The sequence below is a fragment of the Brevundimonas vancanneytii genome, assembly GCF_901421975.1.
Lineage (GTDB): Bacteria > Pseudomonadota > Alphaproteobacteria > Caulobacterales > Caulobacteraceae > Brevundimonas > Brevundimonas diminuta.
Genome location: NZ_LR588407.1, coordinates 3,266,770 through 3,281,510, shown reverse-complemented (window position 1 = coordinate 3,281,510; position 14,741 = coordinate 3,266,770). Strand labels below are relative to the sequence as shown.

Annotated in this window: 12 protein-coding genes; 6 read left to right on the top strand and 6 right to left on the bottom strand. The window is 68.6% G+C overall.

The features are described from left to right. Positions 1–43 precede the first annotated feature (43 nt). On the top strand, positions 44–1,690 hold the full coding sequence (gene groL, locus FGL25_RS16235; protein WP_003166489.1) for a chaperonin GroEL: 1,647 nt from the start codon (positions 44–46) through the stop codon (positions 1,688–1,690). A gap of 92 nt (positions 1,691–1,782) precedes the next feature. On the opposite strand, the gene FGL25_RS16230 is transcribed toward groL, so the two are convergent. Then, positions 1,783–2,727 carry a LysR substrate-binding domain-containing protein gene (locus FGL25_RS16230; protein WP_138142274.1) on the bottom strand — a complete coding sequence of 315 codons (945 nt, stop codon included), beginning with the start codon at positions 2,725–2,727 and terminating at the stop codon, positions 1,783–1,785. A 389-nt stretch (positions 2,728–3,116) separates the two neighbouring features. Between FGL25_RS16230 and FGL25_RS16225 the strand changes: the two genes are divergently transcribed. Continuing rightward, positions 3,117–4,757: a leucyl aminopeptidase gene (locus tag FGL25_RS16225; protein WP_138142273.1), complete on the top strand. Its 1,641-nt coding sequence runs from the start codon at positions 3,117–3,119 to the stop codon at positions 4,755–4,757. Positions 4,758–4,769: 12 nt separating this feature from the next. Here the strand turns inward: FGL25_RS16225 and greA are convergent, their stop codons facing one another. Then, complete coding sequence (gene greA / locus FGL25_RS16220; RefSeq protein ID WP_167493397.1) at positions 4,770–5,252, bottom strand: transcription elongation factor GreA; 483 nt, start codon at positions 5,250–5,252, stop codon at positions 4,770–4,772. Positions 5,253–5,299: 47 nt separating this feature from the next. Between greA and FGL25_RS16215 the strand changes: the two genes are divergently transcribed. The 3 genes from FGL25_RS16215 (at position 5,300) to FGL25_RS16205 (ending at position 9,418) form a co-directional block, all read left to right on the top strand. Further along, positions 5,300–6,514, top strand: coding sequence for a TIGR03862 family flavoprotein (locus tag FGL25_RS16215; RefSeq protein ID WP_138142271.1), 1,215 nt, complete (start codon positions 5,300–5,302; stop codon positions 6,512–6,514). A gap of 72 nt (positions 6,515–6,586) precedes the next feature. Further along, positions 6,587–8,227 carry a M28 family metallopeptidase gene (locus FGL25_RS16210; RefSeq protein ID WP_138142270.1) on the top strand — a complete coding sequence of 547 codons (1,641 nt, stop codon included), beginning with the start codon at positions 6,587–6,589 and terminating at the stop codon, positions 8,225–8,227. A 45-nt stretch (positions 8,228–8,272) separates the two neighbouring features. Beyond that, entirely contained in the window at positions 8,273–9,418 is a 1,146-nt protein-coding gene (locus FGL25_RS16205) for a serine hydrolase domain-containing protein (RefSeq protein WP_138142269.1), read from the top strand. Positions 9,419–9,427: 9 nt separating this feature from the next. On the opposite strand, the gene FGL25_RS16200 is transcribed toward FGL25_RS16205, so the two are convergent. The 3 genes from FGL25_RS16200 to FGL25_RS16190 form a co-directional block, all read right to left on the bottom strand. Then, on the bottom strand, positions 9,428–10,006 hold the full coding sequence (locus FGL25_RS16200; RefSeq protein ID WP_138142268.1) for a DUF4440 domain-containing protein: 579 nt from the start codon (positions 10,004–10,006) through the stop codon (positions 9,428–9,430). A 34-nt stretch (positions 10,007–10,040) separates the two neighbouring features. Further along, positions 10,041–11,045 (bottom strand): EamA family transporter RarD, encoded by a 1,005-nt coding sequence (gene rarD / locus FGL25_RS16195; RefSeq protein ID WP_138142267.1) that lies wholly within the window; start codon positions 11,043–11,045, stop codon positions 10,041–10,043. A gap of 104 nt (positions 11,046–11,149) precedes the next feature. Next, a complete protein-coding gene (locus FGL25_RS16190; protein WP_088410720.1) occupies positions 11,150–12,196 on the bottom strand; it encodes an aspartate-semialdehyde dehydrogenase in 1,047 nt (348 codons plus the stop codon). 149 nt (positions 12,197–12,345) lie between these two features. Between FGL25_RS16190 and zapE the strand changes: the two genes are divergently transcribed. Continuing rightward, on the top strand, positions 12,346–13,458 hold the full coding sequence (zapE, locus tag FGL25_RS16185; RefSeq protein ID WP_138142266.1) for a cell division protein ZapE: 1,113 nt from the start codon (positions 12,346–12,348) through the stop codon (positions 13,456–13,458). Positions 13,459–13,705: 247 nt separating this feature from the next. Here zapE and mdh read toward each other — a convergent pair whose 3' ends face one another. Then, positions 13,706–14,668 (bottom strand): malate dehydrogenase, encoded by a 963-nt coding sequence (mdh, locus tag FGL25_RS16180; protein ID WP_003166498.1) that lies wholly within the window; start codon positions 14,666–14,668, stop codon positions 13,706–13,708. Positions 14,669–14,741: the final 73 nt, after the last annotated feature.

The following is a 14,741-nucleotide window of genomic DNA, read 5'->3' as shown; positions in this document are numbered from 1 at the left end:
TTCCGGTTTCTGATTTAAAATCTTATAGATAGGAGCAGCCCGCATGGCCGCTAAAATCGTAAAGTTCAACACCGACGCCCGCGACAAGATGCTGAAGGGCGTCAACGTCCTGGCTGACGCCGTCAAGGTCACCCTGGGTCCGAAGGGCCGCAACGTCGTGATCCAGAAGTCGTTCGGCGCCCCGCGCTCGACCAAGGACGGCGTCTCGGTCGCCAAAGAGATCGAGCTGGAAGACGCCTTCGAGAACATGGGCGCCCAGATGATCCGCGAAGTCGCCTCCAAGGCGAACGACAACGCGGGCGACGGCACCACCACCGCCACCGTCCTGGCTCAGGCCATCGTGCAAGAGGGCCTGAAGGCCGTCGCCGCCGGCATGAACCCGATGGACCTGAAGCGCGGCATCGACCAGGCCGTCGCCGTGGCCCTGGACGAAGTGAAGACCATCTCCAAGCCGGTCTCGAACAACTCGGAAATCGCCCAGGTCGGCACCATCTCGGCCAACGGCGACGCTGAAATCGGCGAGCTGATCGCCCTGGCCATGGCCAAGGTCGGCAACGAAGGCGTCATCACCGTCGAAGAAGCCAAGACGGCCGAAACCACCGTCGACATCGTCGAAGGCATGCAGTTCGACCGCGGCTACCTGTCGCCCTACTTCATCACCAACCCGGACAAGATGGAGGTCGCCCTCGAAGAGCCCCTCATCCTGCTCCACGAGAAGAAGCTGACCTCGCTGCAGCCCATGCTGCCGGTGCTGGAAGCCGTGGTTCAGTCGGGCCGCCCCCTGCTGATCATCGCCGAGGACATCGAAGGCGAAGCCCTGGCCACCCTGGTGGTCAACAAGCTGCGCGGCGGCCTGCGCGTCGCCGCCGTCAAGGCTCCGGGCTTCGGCGACCGCCGCAAGGCCATGCTGGAAGACATCGCCATCCTGACGGGCGGCCAGGTCATCTCTGAAGACCTCGGCATCAAGCTGGAAACCGTCACTCTGGACATGCTGGGCAAGGCCAAGAAGGTCTCCATCACCAAGGACGACACCACCATCGTCGAAGGTTCGGGCGAGAAGGACGGCATCGAGGCTCGCGTCGGCCAGATCAAGCGTCAGATCGAGGACACCACCTCGGACTACGACCGTGAGAAGCTGCAAGAGCGTCTGGCCAAGCTGGCCGGCGGCGTCGCCGTCCTGCGCGTCGGCGGCTCGACCGAAGTCGAAGTGAAGGAAAAGAAGGACCGCGTCGACGACGCCCTGAACGCGACCCGCGCCGCTGCCGATGAAGGCATCGTCCCGGGCGGCGGCGTGGCCCTGCTGCAAGCCTCCAAGAAGCTGATCGATCTGAAGGGCGTCAACGCCGATCAGAACGCCGGCATCAACATCGTGCGCCGCGCCCTGCAGGCTCCGATCCGTCAGATCTCCGAGAACTCGGGCGTCGAAGGTTCGATCGTGGTCGGCAAGGTCATGGACTCGACCGACGCCTCGTTCGGCTTCAACGCCCAGACCGAAGAGTACGGCGACCTCGTCCAGATGGGCGTGATCGATCCGGCCAAGGTCGTCCGTTCGGCTCTGAAATCGGCCGCCTCGGTCGCCGGCATCATGATCACCACGGAAGCCGCCATCGCTGACGCGCCGAAGAAGGCCTCGGCCGGCGGCGCCCCCGACATGGGCGGCATGGGCGGTATGGGCGGCATGGACTTCTAAGGAAGTCCGGCTTCTCAAAGCTCAAACGACGGAAGGGCGGGATCGAAGGATCCCGCCCTTTTCTTTTCCTTCTTCATCGAGGCGATGAAGGACTATTCACCCGCCTCTCCGACTTCACGCCCCGCCAGCCGCGCGCCCTCGACCACCGCCGGGTCGGTCCGCGCCGTGTCCAGCACCCAGTCGCGGAAACGGGCGATCTTGGGGGTCAGGCGGCGGCCGGGCGGGTAGCAGAGCCAATAGCCCTCGGCCAGGGCGACGGTCTCCTTGAACGGCCGGACCAGAAGCCCCCGTTCGATCTCGCGGCCGTAGAGGATGGGCGAACCCAGGGCCACGCCCTGATCGCCCAGCGCCGCCGCCACCTCCATCGCCTGGTTGTCGGCCGTCAGACGCGGCGACGGGGCGGCGTCGGCGGGCGCCACCCCGGCGGCGGCGAACCAGGCCGCCCACTCCTCCGGCTCTCCGACCAGATGGGCGCGTTTCAGATCAGCAGGCGTCTTCAGATCCAGCCGGTCGCGCATGGCGGGGGTGCAGACGGGCGTGAAGACGGCCGGCATCAGGAAACGGCTCTCCAGTCCAGGCCAGCGGCCCGAACCGAAGCGCAGCGCCACGTCCAACCCGTCCGCGCTGAGGCTGGACAGGACTGGGCTGGTGTCCACACGCACCGCCAGGTCCGGGTTGGCCAGTTGGAAAGACCCCAGCCGCGTCGCCAGCCACTGGGTCGCCAGAGTCTGCAGCGTAGTGACGGCCAGCACGCCCTGGTCGGTCTCGATCACCTCGGCCACGGCGCGGCGCAGCAGGGTCATCGCCTCGGTCGCCGCCGTGGCCAAGCGCTCGCCTTCGGGCGTCAGGGCCACCTGCCGCGTGCCGCGCGTGAACAGGGGCCGCTCCAGCCGTTGCTCCAGATCGCGGATGCGCCAGCTGACTGCCGCCTGACTCATGCCCAGAACCTCGGCCGCGCGGGTGAAGCTGAGCAGACGCGCCGCCGCCTCGAACACGCGAAGCGCGTCGACCGGGATGCGGGAAAGAGGATCAGACATAAGCCAACCTTATGGATGAACGCCGTCGTCTCGTTTGTAACAGCCGCCACCATGCGCCATTCTGCTGATCTCAGAAAGGAGGACGAACAATGGAAGACATTCACCGCACTCATAAGGAACCCGCGTGGGGCTGGATCGGAGCCTTGCTTGACGCCCACCGCCTTTCACGCCGCGAAACCGGCGATGTCCGTCTCAGGGCCCGACCCTGCCCGACGCCCCCGCGTCGGGCGACCTGCTGACGGCCGCCGCTGCGCCGGGCGCGACCCCAAGCGCGCGACAAGCGCGACAAGGCGTCGCGCCCGGCGTCCTTCCGTCAGCGGAGCGGTTGCCCCCGCGCGGCGCCCCCGCCCATAAAGGCGCCTTCATCGTCACAGAGGGGGCCCTGATCGATGCGCCGCACCACCCGTATTCCGTCCTTCGCCGCAGCCGCGCTGATCGCCGCCGCCGGTCTAAGCGTCGCCGTTCCGGTCGAGGCCCAGTCGCGCCGCGCCGCGCCCGCCGCCGAGCGTTCCGACTGGCCCGCCCGCGCCGCTCCGGCCCAGACGCGCGCCGTCACCTTCGCCGCATCGGCCGCCCCGTCGGGCGCCCTGGTTCTGCCGCTGTCGTCGGAGGCCGAGCTGGCCGCGCGCGGCGCCGCCCTGGACGTCGCGACGCGTCAGGCGATCGCCTCGGCCCTGACCGCCGCCCGCTTCGACTACAAGGCGCGCCAGACGCTGAGCCTGCATGGCGTCGGCGGCTGGGACCGCATCCTGGTCGTCGGTCTGGGCGAAGCGCCCAAGGCCGCAGACATTCAAACCGCCGGGATCGTCGCGGGTCGCGCCCTGAACAGCCAGCCCGGCGCCCTGACGGCCGTGACCTCAGGCCTGTCGGCAGATCTGGCGTCAGAGTTGGCGACCGGCCTGGGCATCGGCCACTATCGTTCGGACCTCTATGTCACCACCGGCCGCGACCGTCCGGCGCCCGGCGCCCTGACCGTCGTCGCCGATGACGCTTCGGGCGCCCAGGCGCACCACCGTCGCGGCGCCGCCCTGATCGAGGCCATGGCCTGGACCCGCGACGTATCCAACGAACCGGCCAACGTCATCTATCCGGAAAGCTTCGTCGAACGCGCCCGCGCGGCCTTCGCCGGCATGCCAGGGGTCGAGATCACCGAGTTGGACGTGCCCGCCATGCAGCGCCTGGGCATGGGCGCCCTGCTGGGCGTCGGCCAGGGCTCGAGCCGACCGCCGCGCCTGCTAGCCGTGCGCTATCGCGGCCAGGGCGCGTCCAGCGACGGCCCGATCGCCCTGCTGGGCAAGGGCATCACCTTCGATTCCGGCGGCATCTCCATCAAGCCCGGCGCCAATATGGGCAATATGAAGATGGACATGTCCGGCGCCGCCAGCGTGGTCGGCGCGGTCCTGGCCCTGGCCAAGGGCGGCGCGCCGGTGGACGTGGTCGCCGTCGCCGCCCTGGCCGAGAACATGCCCGACGGCGGCGCCATCCGCCCCGCCGACGTGCTGACCGCCATGAACGGCAAGACCATCGAGATCATCTCGACCGACGCCGAAGGCCGCCTGGTCCTGGCCGACGCCGTGGTCTGGGCCGACACCACGCTGAACCCCGCCGCCATCGTCGACGTGGCCACCCTGACTGGCTCGGTCGGCGGTGCCCTGGGCAATGACTATGCGGGCCTGTTCAGCCGCCACGACGCCCTGGCCGACCAGCTGAAGACGGCGGGCGACGCCACCGGAGAGACGTTGTGGCGCCTGCCGCTGCACCCCTCCTATGTGCGGGCCACCTCTTCGACCATCGCCGACATCAAGAACTCGGGCGACGGCGGGGCGGGCGCGGGCACGGGCGCCCACTTCATCGGCTATTTCGCCCGCCCTGAGACGCCCTGGGCGCATCTGGACATCGCCAACATGGCCTTCGGCGCCGCCAACGACGTGAAACCGGCCGGTTCGGCGGGCTACAGCGTCCGCCTGCTGGAACGCTTCGTGCGCGATTTCCAGCCGGTGGCCAAGGAGAAGGGAACGGGCGGCTACTGAGGCCGCCCCTTCTCAACCTTCCTTGATGGCGACGATCTCGACCGACTGGCCCGCGACCGTCGCCTCATCCCCCTCGCGCTTGCCCAGCAGGGCGCGGGCCAGGGGGGAGACGTGGCTGACGCTGCCCTTGGACGGGTCGGCCTCGTCCTCGCCGACGATGCGCCAGGACTGGGTGCGGCCGTCCTCGCGCTCGATCGTCACTGTGTCGCCGAAGCGCACCTTGCCGTCCGGCGGCGCCTCGACCAGCTGGGCCGTGCCCCGACGCGCCGACCAGTAGCGCAGGTCGCGCGTCGCCCGCGCCATGGCGGTGCGGTCGGCCTCGATCGAGCCCGCCGCCTGAGCCGCCGTATAGGCCGCGCGCGCGGCCGCCAGTTCGGCCTCGATCTGGGCCAGCCCCTGCGGCGTGACGAGGTTGGGATGGGGCGAGATCGGCCGGTTCGGCAGGTCCGCCGCCGTGGCTTCCAGATCTTCTTCCCGTGTAAAGGCGACGCTCATGTCGGCCAGCATAGGCCGCGGCGGACATTCCCGCTAGGAAGGCGTCGATGACCTCCGCCCCCGCAACAGTCGCCGTGATCGGCGCCGGTCCCGCCGGACTGATGGCCACCGAACGTCTGGCCCAGGCGGGCCTGCGCGTCGTCGTCCATGAGCAGATGCCCTCGGTCGCGCGCAAGCTGCTGATGGCCGGTCGCGGCGGGCTGAACCTGACCCATTCGGAGGCGCTCGAGCCGTTCCTGAATCGCTATGACGCCGCCGCTCAGGTGCGCATCGAGGGCTGGCTGAACGCCTTTTCACCCGCCGATCTAATCGAATGGGTCGAGGGACTGGGCCAGCCGACCTTCGTCGGTTCATCCGGACGGGTGTTCCCCAAGGCCATGAAGGCCTCGCCCCTGCTGCGCGCCTGGCTGGCGCGGCTGGAAGGGCTGGGGGTCGAGATTCGCACCCGCTCGCGCTGGACCGGCTGGCAGGGCGAGGCCCTGACCTTTGATACGCCCGATGGCGAGCGGATCGAACGCGCGGACGCCGTCGTTCTGGCCCTCGGCGGCGCCAGTTGGGCGAAGCTGGGGTCCGACGCCGCATGGGTTCCGACGCTGGAGAAGGCGGGCGCCGAGGTGGCCGTCTTCCGTCCCGCCAACGTCGGCTTCGACGTCGCTTGGTCGCCGCTATTCCGCGACCGCTTCGCGGGAACCCCGCTGAAAGGGGTCGCCCTGACGCATGAGGGCCGCGCCGTGCGCGGCGAGGCCATGATCGCCGCCTATGGGATCGAAGGCGGCGGAATCTACGCCCTGTCGGCTGCATTGCGCGAAGCGGTGAAGCGCGACGGATCGACCGCGCTGACGCTCGACCTGCGGCCCGACCTGAGCATCGAAGCCCTCGCTCAGCGTCTGTCGAAACCGCGCGGCAAAGACAGCCTGTCGAACTGGCTGCGCAAGGCCGCGCGGCTGGACGCTGCCTCTGTCGCCCTGCTGCGCGAAGGCGGGCCGCTGCCCGCAGACCCGGCCAAACTGGCCGCGCGGATCAAGGGCGTCGCCCTGACCTTGACCGGGGTGCAGGGCCTGAGCCGCGCCATCTCGTCGGCCGGGGGCGTGGCGCTGGACGCCGTGGACGACCGGCTGATGCTGAAGGCGCGGCCCGGCGTCTTTGCCGCAGGCGAAATGCTGGACTGGGAGGCGCCGACCGGCGGCTATCTGCTCCAGGCCTCCTTCGCCTCAGGCGTCATCGCTGCGGACGGCGTGCGCGCCTGGCTGAACGGGCGCTGAGGCCTTTCAGGGTCGACAGCGGCGCCCTCAGGGGGCAGCGTGGCGCAAATCGTTCAAGAGCCGAGCCTGCCCATGACCCTCGCCCGTTCCGCCGCCGTCGGCCTGATCGCCGTCCTGATGTGTTCGACCTCCGCGCTCGCCCAGACCGGCCGCGTCGACCCGGCCCGTCTGAACGAGGCCACGCGCGTCCTGGCGTCCGATGAATTCGAAGGCCGCGCCCCGGTCACGCCCGGCGAAGACCGCACCATCGAATGGTTGTCGCAGCAGTTTCAGGCGCTCGGCCTCGAACCCGGCGGCCCCAACGGATCGTGGGTGCAGGTGGCCCAGGTCAGCCGCACCAGCCAGGACGGCCCCGCCGCCATCAGCGTCTCTTCCAACGGCCGCACGACCGAGCTTCAGCGAGCCAAGGACGTCATTGTCTCGTCCGACCGGCCAGTGGAACGCATTAGCCTGACCGATGCGCCGTTGGTCTTCGTCGGCTACGGCGTCGATGCGCCCGAGCGCGGCTGGGACGACTACAAGGGCGTCGATCTGACCGGCAAGATCATGCTGGTGCTGGTCAACGACCCCGATTTCGCCGCCCCCGAAGGCCACCCGGTCAACGGCAAGTTCGACGGTCAGGCCATGACCTTCTATGGCCGCTGGACCTATAAGTTCCAGGTCGCGGCAGCGCACGGCGCGGCGGGCGTTCTGGTCATCCACGACACGCCGGGCGCGGGCTATCCGTGGTCGACGCTGGAGAATTCCTCGACCGCGCCCAAGTTCGACATCGTCCGCGCCGACCCGGACAAGGAGCGCGTGGCGGCGCAGGGCTGGATTCAGGGCGCGATCGCCGAACAGTTGTTCAAGGACGCCGGGCTGGACTTCGCCGCCCTGAAGGATCAGGCGCGCACGCCCGACTTCCGCCCCGTGGCGCTGGACGGCGTGACCATGTCCATCGACTTCGGCCAGAAGGCCGACCGGGTCGAGACGCGCAACGTCATCGGCCGCCTGCCCGGAACCAAATACCCGAACGAGACCGTCATGTTCGGCGCCCACTGGGACGCCTATGGCCGCGCCACGCCCAAGAACGGCGACGACATCTATAACGGCGCCGTGGACAATGCGACGGGCGTCGCCGGCGTCATGGAGATCGCCCGCCTGTTCGCCGAGGGGCCGCGCCCCGAACGCTCGACCGTCTTCATCGGCTGGGCGGCGGAAGAGACGGGCCTGCTGGGCGCCGAATACTATGCCGCCAACCCGGTCTGGCCGCTGGAGACGACCGTCGCCAACATCAATATGGACAGCCTGCTGCCGGGGACCGAGATCGACCCGAACATCGTCGTCATCGGCGCGGGCAAGAACGATCTGGACGACCGGCTGGCGGTGCTGGCCGCGCGCGAGGGGCGTCGCCTGATCCCCGACCCGGCGCCGCATGCGGGGGCCTTCTATCGCTCGGATCACTTCCCGCTGGCGAGGAGGGGCGTGCCCGCACTGTTCGCCGCGGCGGGCTTCACCGGCCACAACGAAGCCAGCCGCGACTATGTCGCCAACCGATATCATCAGCCGACGGACGAATGGACGCCGCAGTGGAAGATGGACGCCGCCGCCGCCGATGTGCAGCTGCTGTATGAAGTCGGCCGCGACCTGGCCAATTCGCGCGACTGGCCCGCGTGGAAGCCGGGCGACGAGTTCGAAGGCGCCCGCAACGCCTCGGCGTCGGCGCGCCAGTAATCGGCCGCAAGTGACGTGAAGCCGCCAAGGCGCTAGACCGCATCCATGACCAGCCTCCCCGACCTCCACGGCGTCTGCCCGCCGCGTTTCAATGCGGTGAAGGACGCCTTCGCCGCCAACTTCACCGACGCCCCCGAAGGGCTGAACGAACTGGCCGCGCGCTTCAGCGTGACCATCGACGGCGAGGTGGCGGTGGACCTGTGGGCCGGCTCGGCCGATCTGGCGGGGAACACCCCCTTCGCCGAGGACACCCTGGTCCCGGTCTTCTCGACCGGCAAGGCGGTGATGGCCCTGATGATCGCGCGCTGCGTGGACAAGGGGCTGCTGTCCTATGAGGACCGGGTCGCCGATCACTGGCCCGCCTTCGGCGCGGCGGGCAAGGACCAGCTGACCGTCGGCCAGCTGATGAGCCACCAGTCCGGCCTGCCGGGCTTTTCCGACGGCGTGGAGCCGGCCATCTGGTTCGATCGTCAGGCGGTGCTGGACAAGCTGGCGGCCCAGACGCCGCTGTGGGCGCCGGGGACGGCGTCCGGCTATCACCCCATCACCATCGGCTATCTGGCGGGCGAGCTGTTCCGCATCGTCGACGGGCGGACCATGGGCGCGGCCCTGCGCGAAGACTTCGCCCAGCCGTTCGATCTGGACCTGTGGATCGGCCTGCCGGAAAGCGAACACGACCGCGTGGCCCAACTGCGCAAACCCGCCGCCGCGCCGGACCTCGGCGCCATCGACGCGATCAAGAAGGCCGCCTTCCTGGATCGCGGCTCGGCGCCCGGCGGACGCGGCTCGACCGAGTGGCGCATGGCGGAGATTCCGTCCGCCAACCTGCACGGCACGGCCAAGGATCTGGCGCGGATAATGTCCCTCGTCGCCACGGGCGGCGCGCTGGATCATCTGCCTGTGCTGTCAGAGGAAACCCTGACCCAGGCGACGCGCGAACGCATCCACGGACTGGATAAGGTCGTGCCGTTCCACATGAATTGGGCGGCCGGGTTCATGCGCAATGAAGGGCTGAACATTTTCGGCCCCAACCCGACAACGGTCGGCCACACAGGCTGGGGCGGGTCGATGGCGTTCGCCGATCAGGCGGCGGGCGTTTCGGCCGCCTATGTCATGACGCGCCAGTCGCCCCACCTGCTCGGCGACCCGCGCGCCCTGCGGTTGGTCGAAGCGCTCTACACGGCCTTGTAGGGCGGCGCCTTAGGCTTCCGGCCCCCAGGCCAGCTGGTCGTGGACGATCAGCCAGCCGTCGACCGTGCGGCGCAGAATCCGGGTGAACAGGCCGCGATGGGTCTTGCCGTCGCGCGTCATCACCGCCCGGCCAGAGACCACCGCCGTATTGACGTCGAACTGCATGGTCTCGAACCACTCATAGGACAGCGTCCCCAGGCCGCCCGGCGCCGCTGCGCGAGCGTCCAGGGCGGCGCGCACGCTGTCGGGCCCCTTCAGCGGAGTGTCGCCCAGGAAGACCAGCAGCGGCTCGTCGTGGACATAGGTGGCCATGACCGCATCCACCTGACCCGAGGTCCAGGCGGCGGCGGCGGCGTCCAGGGCGTCGCTGACCGCGTCAAAGGTCTCGGCCGTGGTCGGCGGGGCGGCGACGGCGACAGGCGCGCCCGGCGCGGCGGTCGGCGCGGCCTCGCGGCTCACCCCGACGCGAGCGGTGCGGATCACTTCATCGCCGCCGGTCTGAACCGCGCCATGGGCGCAGGCCGTGGTCCCCCCGACGAGCAGAACGGTTGCGGCGGCGGCGGCGAGGAAGCGGGAACAGATCATCATCGCCTTCTTCTTTAGGACGGGACGGCGCCCGACCTCAACGCACAGGCGGCGGATTCTCGCCGAGGGCGTCCATGCGGTCCTCGGCCGGGTCGTCCAGCAGGCCCGGTTCAGGCGCCACGATGGTCTCGGCGGTGTCCGACGCACGACGCACCTTGAGCACCGCGCCCAGGGCGAAGACGGCGGCTCCGACCCAGATGAAGGCGAAGGAGGCGATGCGCAGGCTGCCTAGAGCCTCGCCCTGCAAGGCGCCGATGACGAAGACGATGGTCGGCGCCAGGAACTGCAGAAAGCCCATGCTGGACAAGGGCATCCGCCGCGCCGCCCAGGCGAACAGGGCCAGCGGGATGACCGTCGCCGGTCCCGCGAACAGCAGCCATGCGGTGGCGGCGGGGGAGGCGGTGAAATGGCCCTGACCCGTCGCCTCGATGAAGACGACCCAGGCCAGGCCGGGCAAGGCCAGCAGCAGGCATTCCATGAACAGGCCGGTCTGGGCGTCGACCGAAACCCGTTTGCGGATGATGCCGTAGCCGGCGAAGCTGAAGGCCAGCAGCAGCGACACCCAGGGCATATGGCCCAGAGCGATCGCCTGAAGCACTACGCCGATCGCGGCTAAAGCGATGGCCGCCGCGCCAAAACGATCGATCCGCTCACGGAACAACCAGGCCCCGGCGGCCATGTTCAGCAGCGGATTGAGATAATAGCCGAGCGAGGCGTCCAGCGTCCGGCCGTTGTTCACCGCCATGACATAGGTGGTCCAGTTGGCGGCGATCAGCACCGCCGACAGGGCCAGCCAGCCCAGCACCTTGGGCTGTCGAAAGACGGCGACAACCTGGGCCCACTGGCGCGACAGCATGACCAGGATCAGGGCCCAGACCAGGCCCCAGACGGCGCGGTGGCCCATGATCTCCCAGGCGTCCGCGCCCTGATGCGCCATCTGCTGGAACACCAGGGGAATGAAGCCCCACAGCAGGTAGCAGAGCACCCCCGCCGCCAGGGCGGCGCGGGCTTCGGACGCGGCAGGAGCAGGGGAGGCGCTCACACTGGAACCTTTCGATCCCCGCCGCATCGCCGACGCGGCGGGATCATGGAGTGCTCAAACGGCCCTCAAGCAGCCCCGCACCGCGTGCGGGGCGTTAGGGTCTCTTAGACAGTCAAAGTGCGGTAGCCGCTCTTGGGCGAGATGACGCCGGTCTCGTCAAGCAGTTGGGCGATCTGCACGGCGTTCAGGGCCGCGCCCTTGCGCAGGTTGTCCGACACCACCCAGAACGACAGGCCGTGCTCGACGGTCGGATCCTTGCGGATGCGCGACACATAGACGGCGTGCTCGCCCGCGGCGTCGACCGGGGTGATGTAGCCGTCATGCTCCTGCTTATCGACGACCAGGATCCCCGGCGCCTCGCGCAGGATTTCGCGCGCCTCGTCCGGTTCGATCGGGCGGTCGAACTCGACCGTCACGGCCTCCGAATGGCCGACGAAGACCGGTACGCGGACGCAGGTGACGGTCAGCTTGATCGACGGGTCGAGCATCTTGTGCGTCTCGTCCCACATCTTGGCTTCCTCGTCGGTGTAGCCGTCGTCGCGGAACGAGCCGATGTAGGGGATGACGTTGAAGGCGATCTGCTTGGGGAACTTCTTGGGCGTGGCGTCGCCCAGGCCGTAGATGGCCTTGGTCTGGTTCCACAGCTCGTCCATGCCTTCCTTCCCGGCGCCCGAGACGGACTGATAGGTCGAGACGACGACGCGCTTGATCTTGGCCGCGTCATGCAGCGGCTTCAGCGCCACCACCAGCTGGGCGGTCGAACAGTTGGGGTTGGCGACGATGTTCTTCTTGGTCGCCAGCTTGGCGTCGTCCGGATTCACCTCGGGCACGATCAGCGGCACGTCCGGATCCTGACGGAAGGCCGAGGAGTTATCGATAACGATGGGGCCGGCCTTGCCGATCTTCTCGGACCATTCGCGCGACACCCCGCCGCCGGCGCTCATCAGCACCAGGTCGACGCTCGAGAAGTCGAACTGCTCGATGTCCTCGCACTTGATCGTGCTGTCGCCGAAGGAGACCTCGACGCCTTTGGATTTTCGGGAGGCGATCGCGTGCATTTTCTCGACGGGGAAGTTCACTTCCTCGAGGATGGCTAGGATTTCCCGGCCGACATTGCCTGTGGCGCCTACGACGGCGACGCGATAGCCCATGATGAAATCATCCTTTGTTCGGGGGCGTTTGGGAGAAACGCTTCTGCATTTGGGTCTTTCGCAGTCGCGAAGCAACCAGAATCCTCCAATTCGGCGCCGGAATCCGCGAGCGCCTTCCCCCGGCCCCATACGAGGGCTATCTGCTGGCCATGACCTCCCGTATCCGCAACGCTTACGACATCCGCGTGGAAGAGGGCGTGATCACGCCCGAACCGGCCCAGGCCGCCCTGATCGGCGCGCTGGAGCGGCTGGAGACCGACTTGTCGAAGAAGGGGCTGTTCGGCGCCCTGCCCGAGGTCAGGGGCATCTACATCTGGGGCCCGCCGGGACGTGGCAAGTCCATGCTGATGGACCTGTTCTATTCCTCAACGCCCGAGCAGAAGAAGGTCCGCGCCCATTTCCACGCCTTCATGGCGCGCATCCACGACCTGGTGAAGCAGTGGCGCGACGGCTCGCCGCGCAGCCGCAAGGACGTGTTCGGCACCAGCAAGGGCGACGACCCCATTCCGCCGATCGCGGCCCTGATCGCCTCGGAGGCGCGCCTGCTTTGCTTCGATGAGCTTCAGGTGACGGACATCGCCGACGCCATGATCCTGGGCCGGCTGTTCGAGGCCCTGTTCGAGAAGAAGGTGGTGCTGGCCGTCACCTCGAACCGCGCGCCCGAAGACCTCTACAAGAACGGCATCAACCGCCAGCTCTTCCTGCCCTTCATCGACATCATCCGCCAGCGCTGCGACGTGGTCGAGACGGCGGGCGCCCGCGACTTCCGCCTGGACCGCATGGCCGGGGCCAAGGTCTGGTTCTCGCCGTTGGACGCCGAGGCGCGGCAAGGCTTCGAGACCCTGTGGTCCGACCTCAAGGGCGGCGAGCCGGAGGAGCCCATCGCCCTGCCGGTGCTGGGCCGCGAGGTGAAGCTGGAGCGCACGGTCGGCGGCATGGCGCGCGCGACCTTCAACGAGCTGTGCGGGCGTCCGCTTGGGCCGCAGGACTATCTGGCCGTCGCCCGGCGCTTCCACACCCTGTTCCTGGCCGACGTGCCGCTTCTCAGTCCAGCGAACCATCATGAGGCGCGCCGCCTGGTGACGCTGGTCGACGCCCTCTACGAGGCCAAGACCCGTCTGGTGGTCCTGGCCGAAGCCGCGCCCGAGGCGCTCTACACCGAGGGCGTCGGCGCCTTCGAGTTCGAACGGACGGTCTCGCGCTTCAACGAGATGCAGAGCGAGGCCTGGCTGGAGCAGCGCGAGGAAGCCGAGGCGGCCTGAGCCTCCCCCCTTCCGCTCATCCCGGCGGACGCCGAGATCCAGTACGAACCTCGCGCACCGCATTTCAGAGCGCCTCCTTGCCAGCGCCGCATTGGCGGCCAAAGCACTGGTTCCCGGCGTCCGCCGGGATGAGCGGTTGCTAGGAATGGCGCATGAAAAAGGGCCGCATCCGAAGATGCGGCCCCCTTCCAAATCAAACACCTAAGCGCTCAAACAGCGCGGCTCCGCGAGCCGCGCAATAGCGCCCTTAAGCCAAGGAAGGCTCAATATCCTTACAGGCCTGGATCAGGCCCTGGACCGAGGCGACCGACTTGGCGAACATCGCCTTTTCGTCGTCGTTGGTGGTGAACTCGATGACCTTTTCGACGCCGTTCGCGCCGATCAGGGCCGGAACGCCGACGTAGAGGTCCGACAGGCCGTATTCGCCCGACAGCCACACGGCGCACGGCAGGACGCGCTTCTGGTCCAGCAGGTAGGACTTGGCCATCGCAATCGCGCTCTCGGCCGGGGCGTAGAAGGCCGAGCCGGTCTTCAGCAAGGCGACGATCTCGCCGCCGCCCTTGCGGGTGCGCTCGACGATGGCGTCCAGGTCGGCTTGCGACAGGAAGCCTGCGGCGACCGCGTCCGGCAGCGGCAGGCCGCCGACCGTCGAGTGGCGCACCATCGGCACCATGTCGTCGCCGTGACCGCCCAGGGTCCAGGCGTGGATGTCCTGCACCGAGACGCCGGTCTTTTCAGCCAGGAAGTAGGCGAAGCGGGCCGAGTCCAGCACGCCGGCCATGCCGATGACCTTCTCCTTGGGCAGACCCGAGAACTTCTGCAGGGCCCAGACCATGGCGTCGAGCGGGTTGGTGATGCAGATGACGAAGGCGTTGGGGGCGTGCTGCTTGATGCCCTCGCCGACGGCCTTCATCACTTTCAGGTTGATGCCGATCAGGTCGTCGCGGCTCATGCCCGGCTTGCGCGGCACGCCGGCGGTGACGATGCAGACGTCGGCGCCCGCGATGTCGGCGTAGTCGTTGGCGCCCTTCAGGGCGACGTCCTGACCGAAGACGGCCGAGGCTTCGGCGATGTCCAGAGCCTTGCCCTGGGGGGTGCCTTCGGCGATGTCGAACAGGATGACGTCGCCCAGCGCTTCGCGCGCGGCCACGTGGGCCAGGGTTCCGCCGATCATTCCGGCGCCGATGAGGGCGATCTTCGCGCGAGCCATTCAGGTCTCTCCAGTCGATGTTGCGTGTGCGAAACGGTACTCGATGGGACGGCGGTCTAGACCTGTCGGCCGG

Coding starts and splice junctions, on each gene's coding strand:
- groL (WP_003166489.1), top strand. CDS start 44: ATGGCCGCTAAAATCGTAAAGTTCAACACCGACGCCCGCGACAAGATG.
- FGL25_RS16200 (WP_138142268.1), bottom strand. CDS start 10,006: ATGATGATCTGTTCCCGCTTCCTCGCCGCCGCCGCCGCAACCGTTCTG.
- greA (WP_167493397.1), bottom strand. CDS start 5,252: ATGAGCGTCGCCTTTACACGGGAAGAAGATCTGGAAGCCACGGCGGCG.
- mdh (WP_003166498.1), bottom strand. CDS start 14,668: ATGGCTCGCGCGAAGATCGCCCTCATCGGCGCCGGAATGATCGGCGGA.
- FGL25_RS16215 (WP_138142271.1), top strand. CDS start 5,300: ATGACCTCCGCCCCCGCAACAGTCGCCGTGATCGGCGCCGGTCCCGCC.
- FGL25_RS16225 (WP_138142273.1), top strand. CDS start 3,117: ATGCGCCGCACCACCCGTATTCCGTCCTTCGCCGCAGCCGCGCTGATC.
- FGL25_RS16205 (WP_138142269.1), top strand. CDS start 8,273: ATGACCAGCCTCCCCGACCTCCACGGCGTCTGCCCGCCGCGTTTCAAT.
- FGL25_RS16230 (WP_138142274.1), bottom strand. CDS start 2,727: ATGTCTGATCCTCTTTCCCGCATCCCGGTCGACGCGCTTCGCGTGTTC.
- FGL25_RS16210 (WP_138142270.1), top strand. CDS start 6,587: ATGACCCTCGCCCGTTCCGCCGCCGTCGGCCTGATCGCCGTCCTGATG.
- FGL25_RS16190 (WP_088410720.1), bottom strand. CDS start 12,196: ATGGGCTATCGCGTCGCCGTCGTAGGCGCCACAGGCAATGTCGGCCGG.
- zapE (WP_138142266.1), top strand. CDS start 12,346: ATGACCTCCCGTATCCGCAACGCTTACGACATCCGCGTGGAAGAGGGC.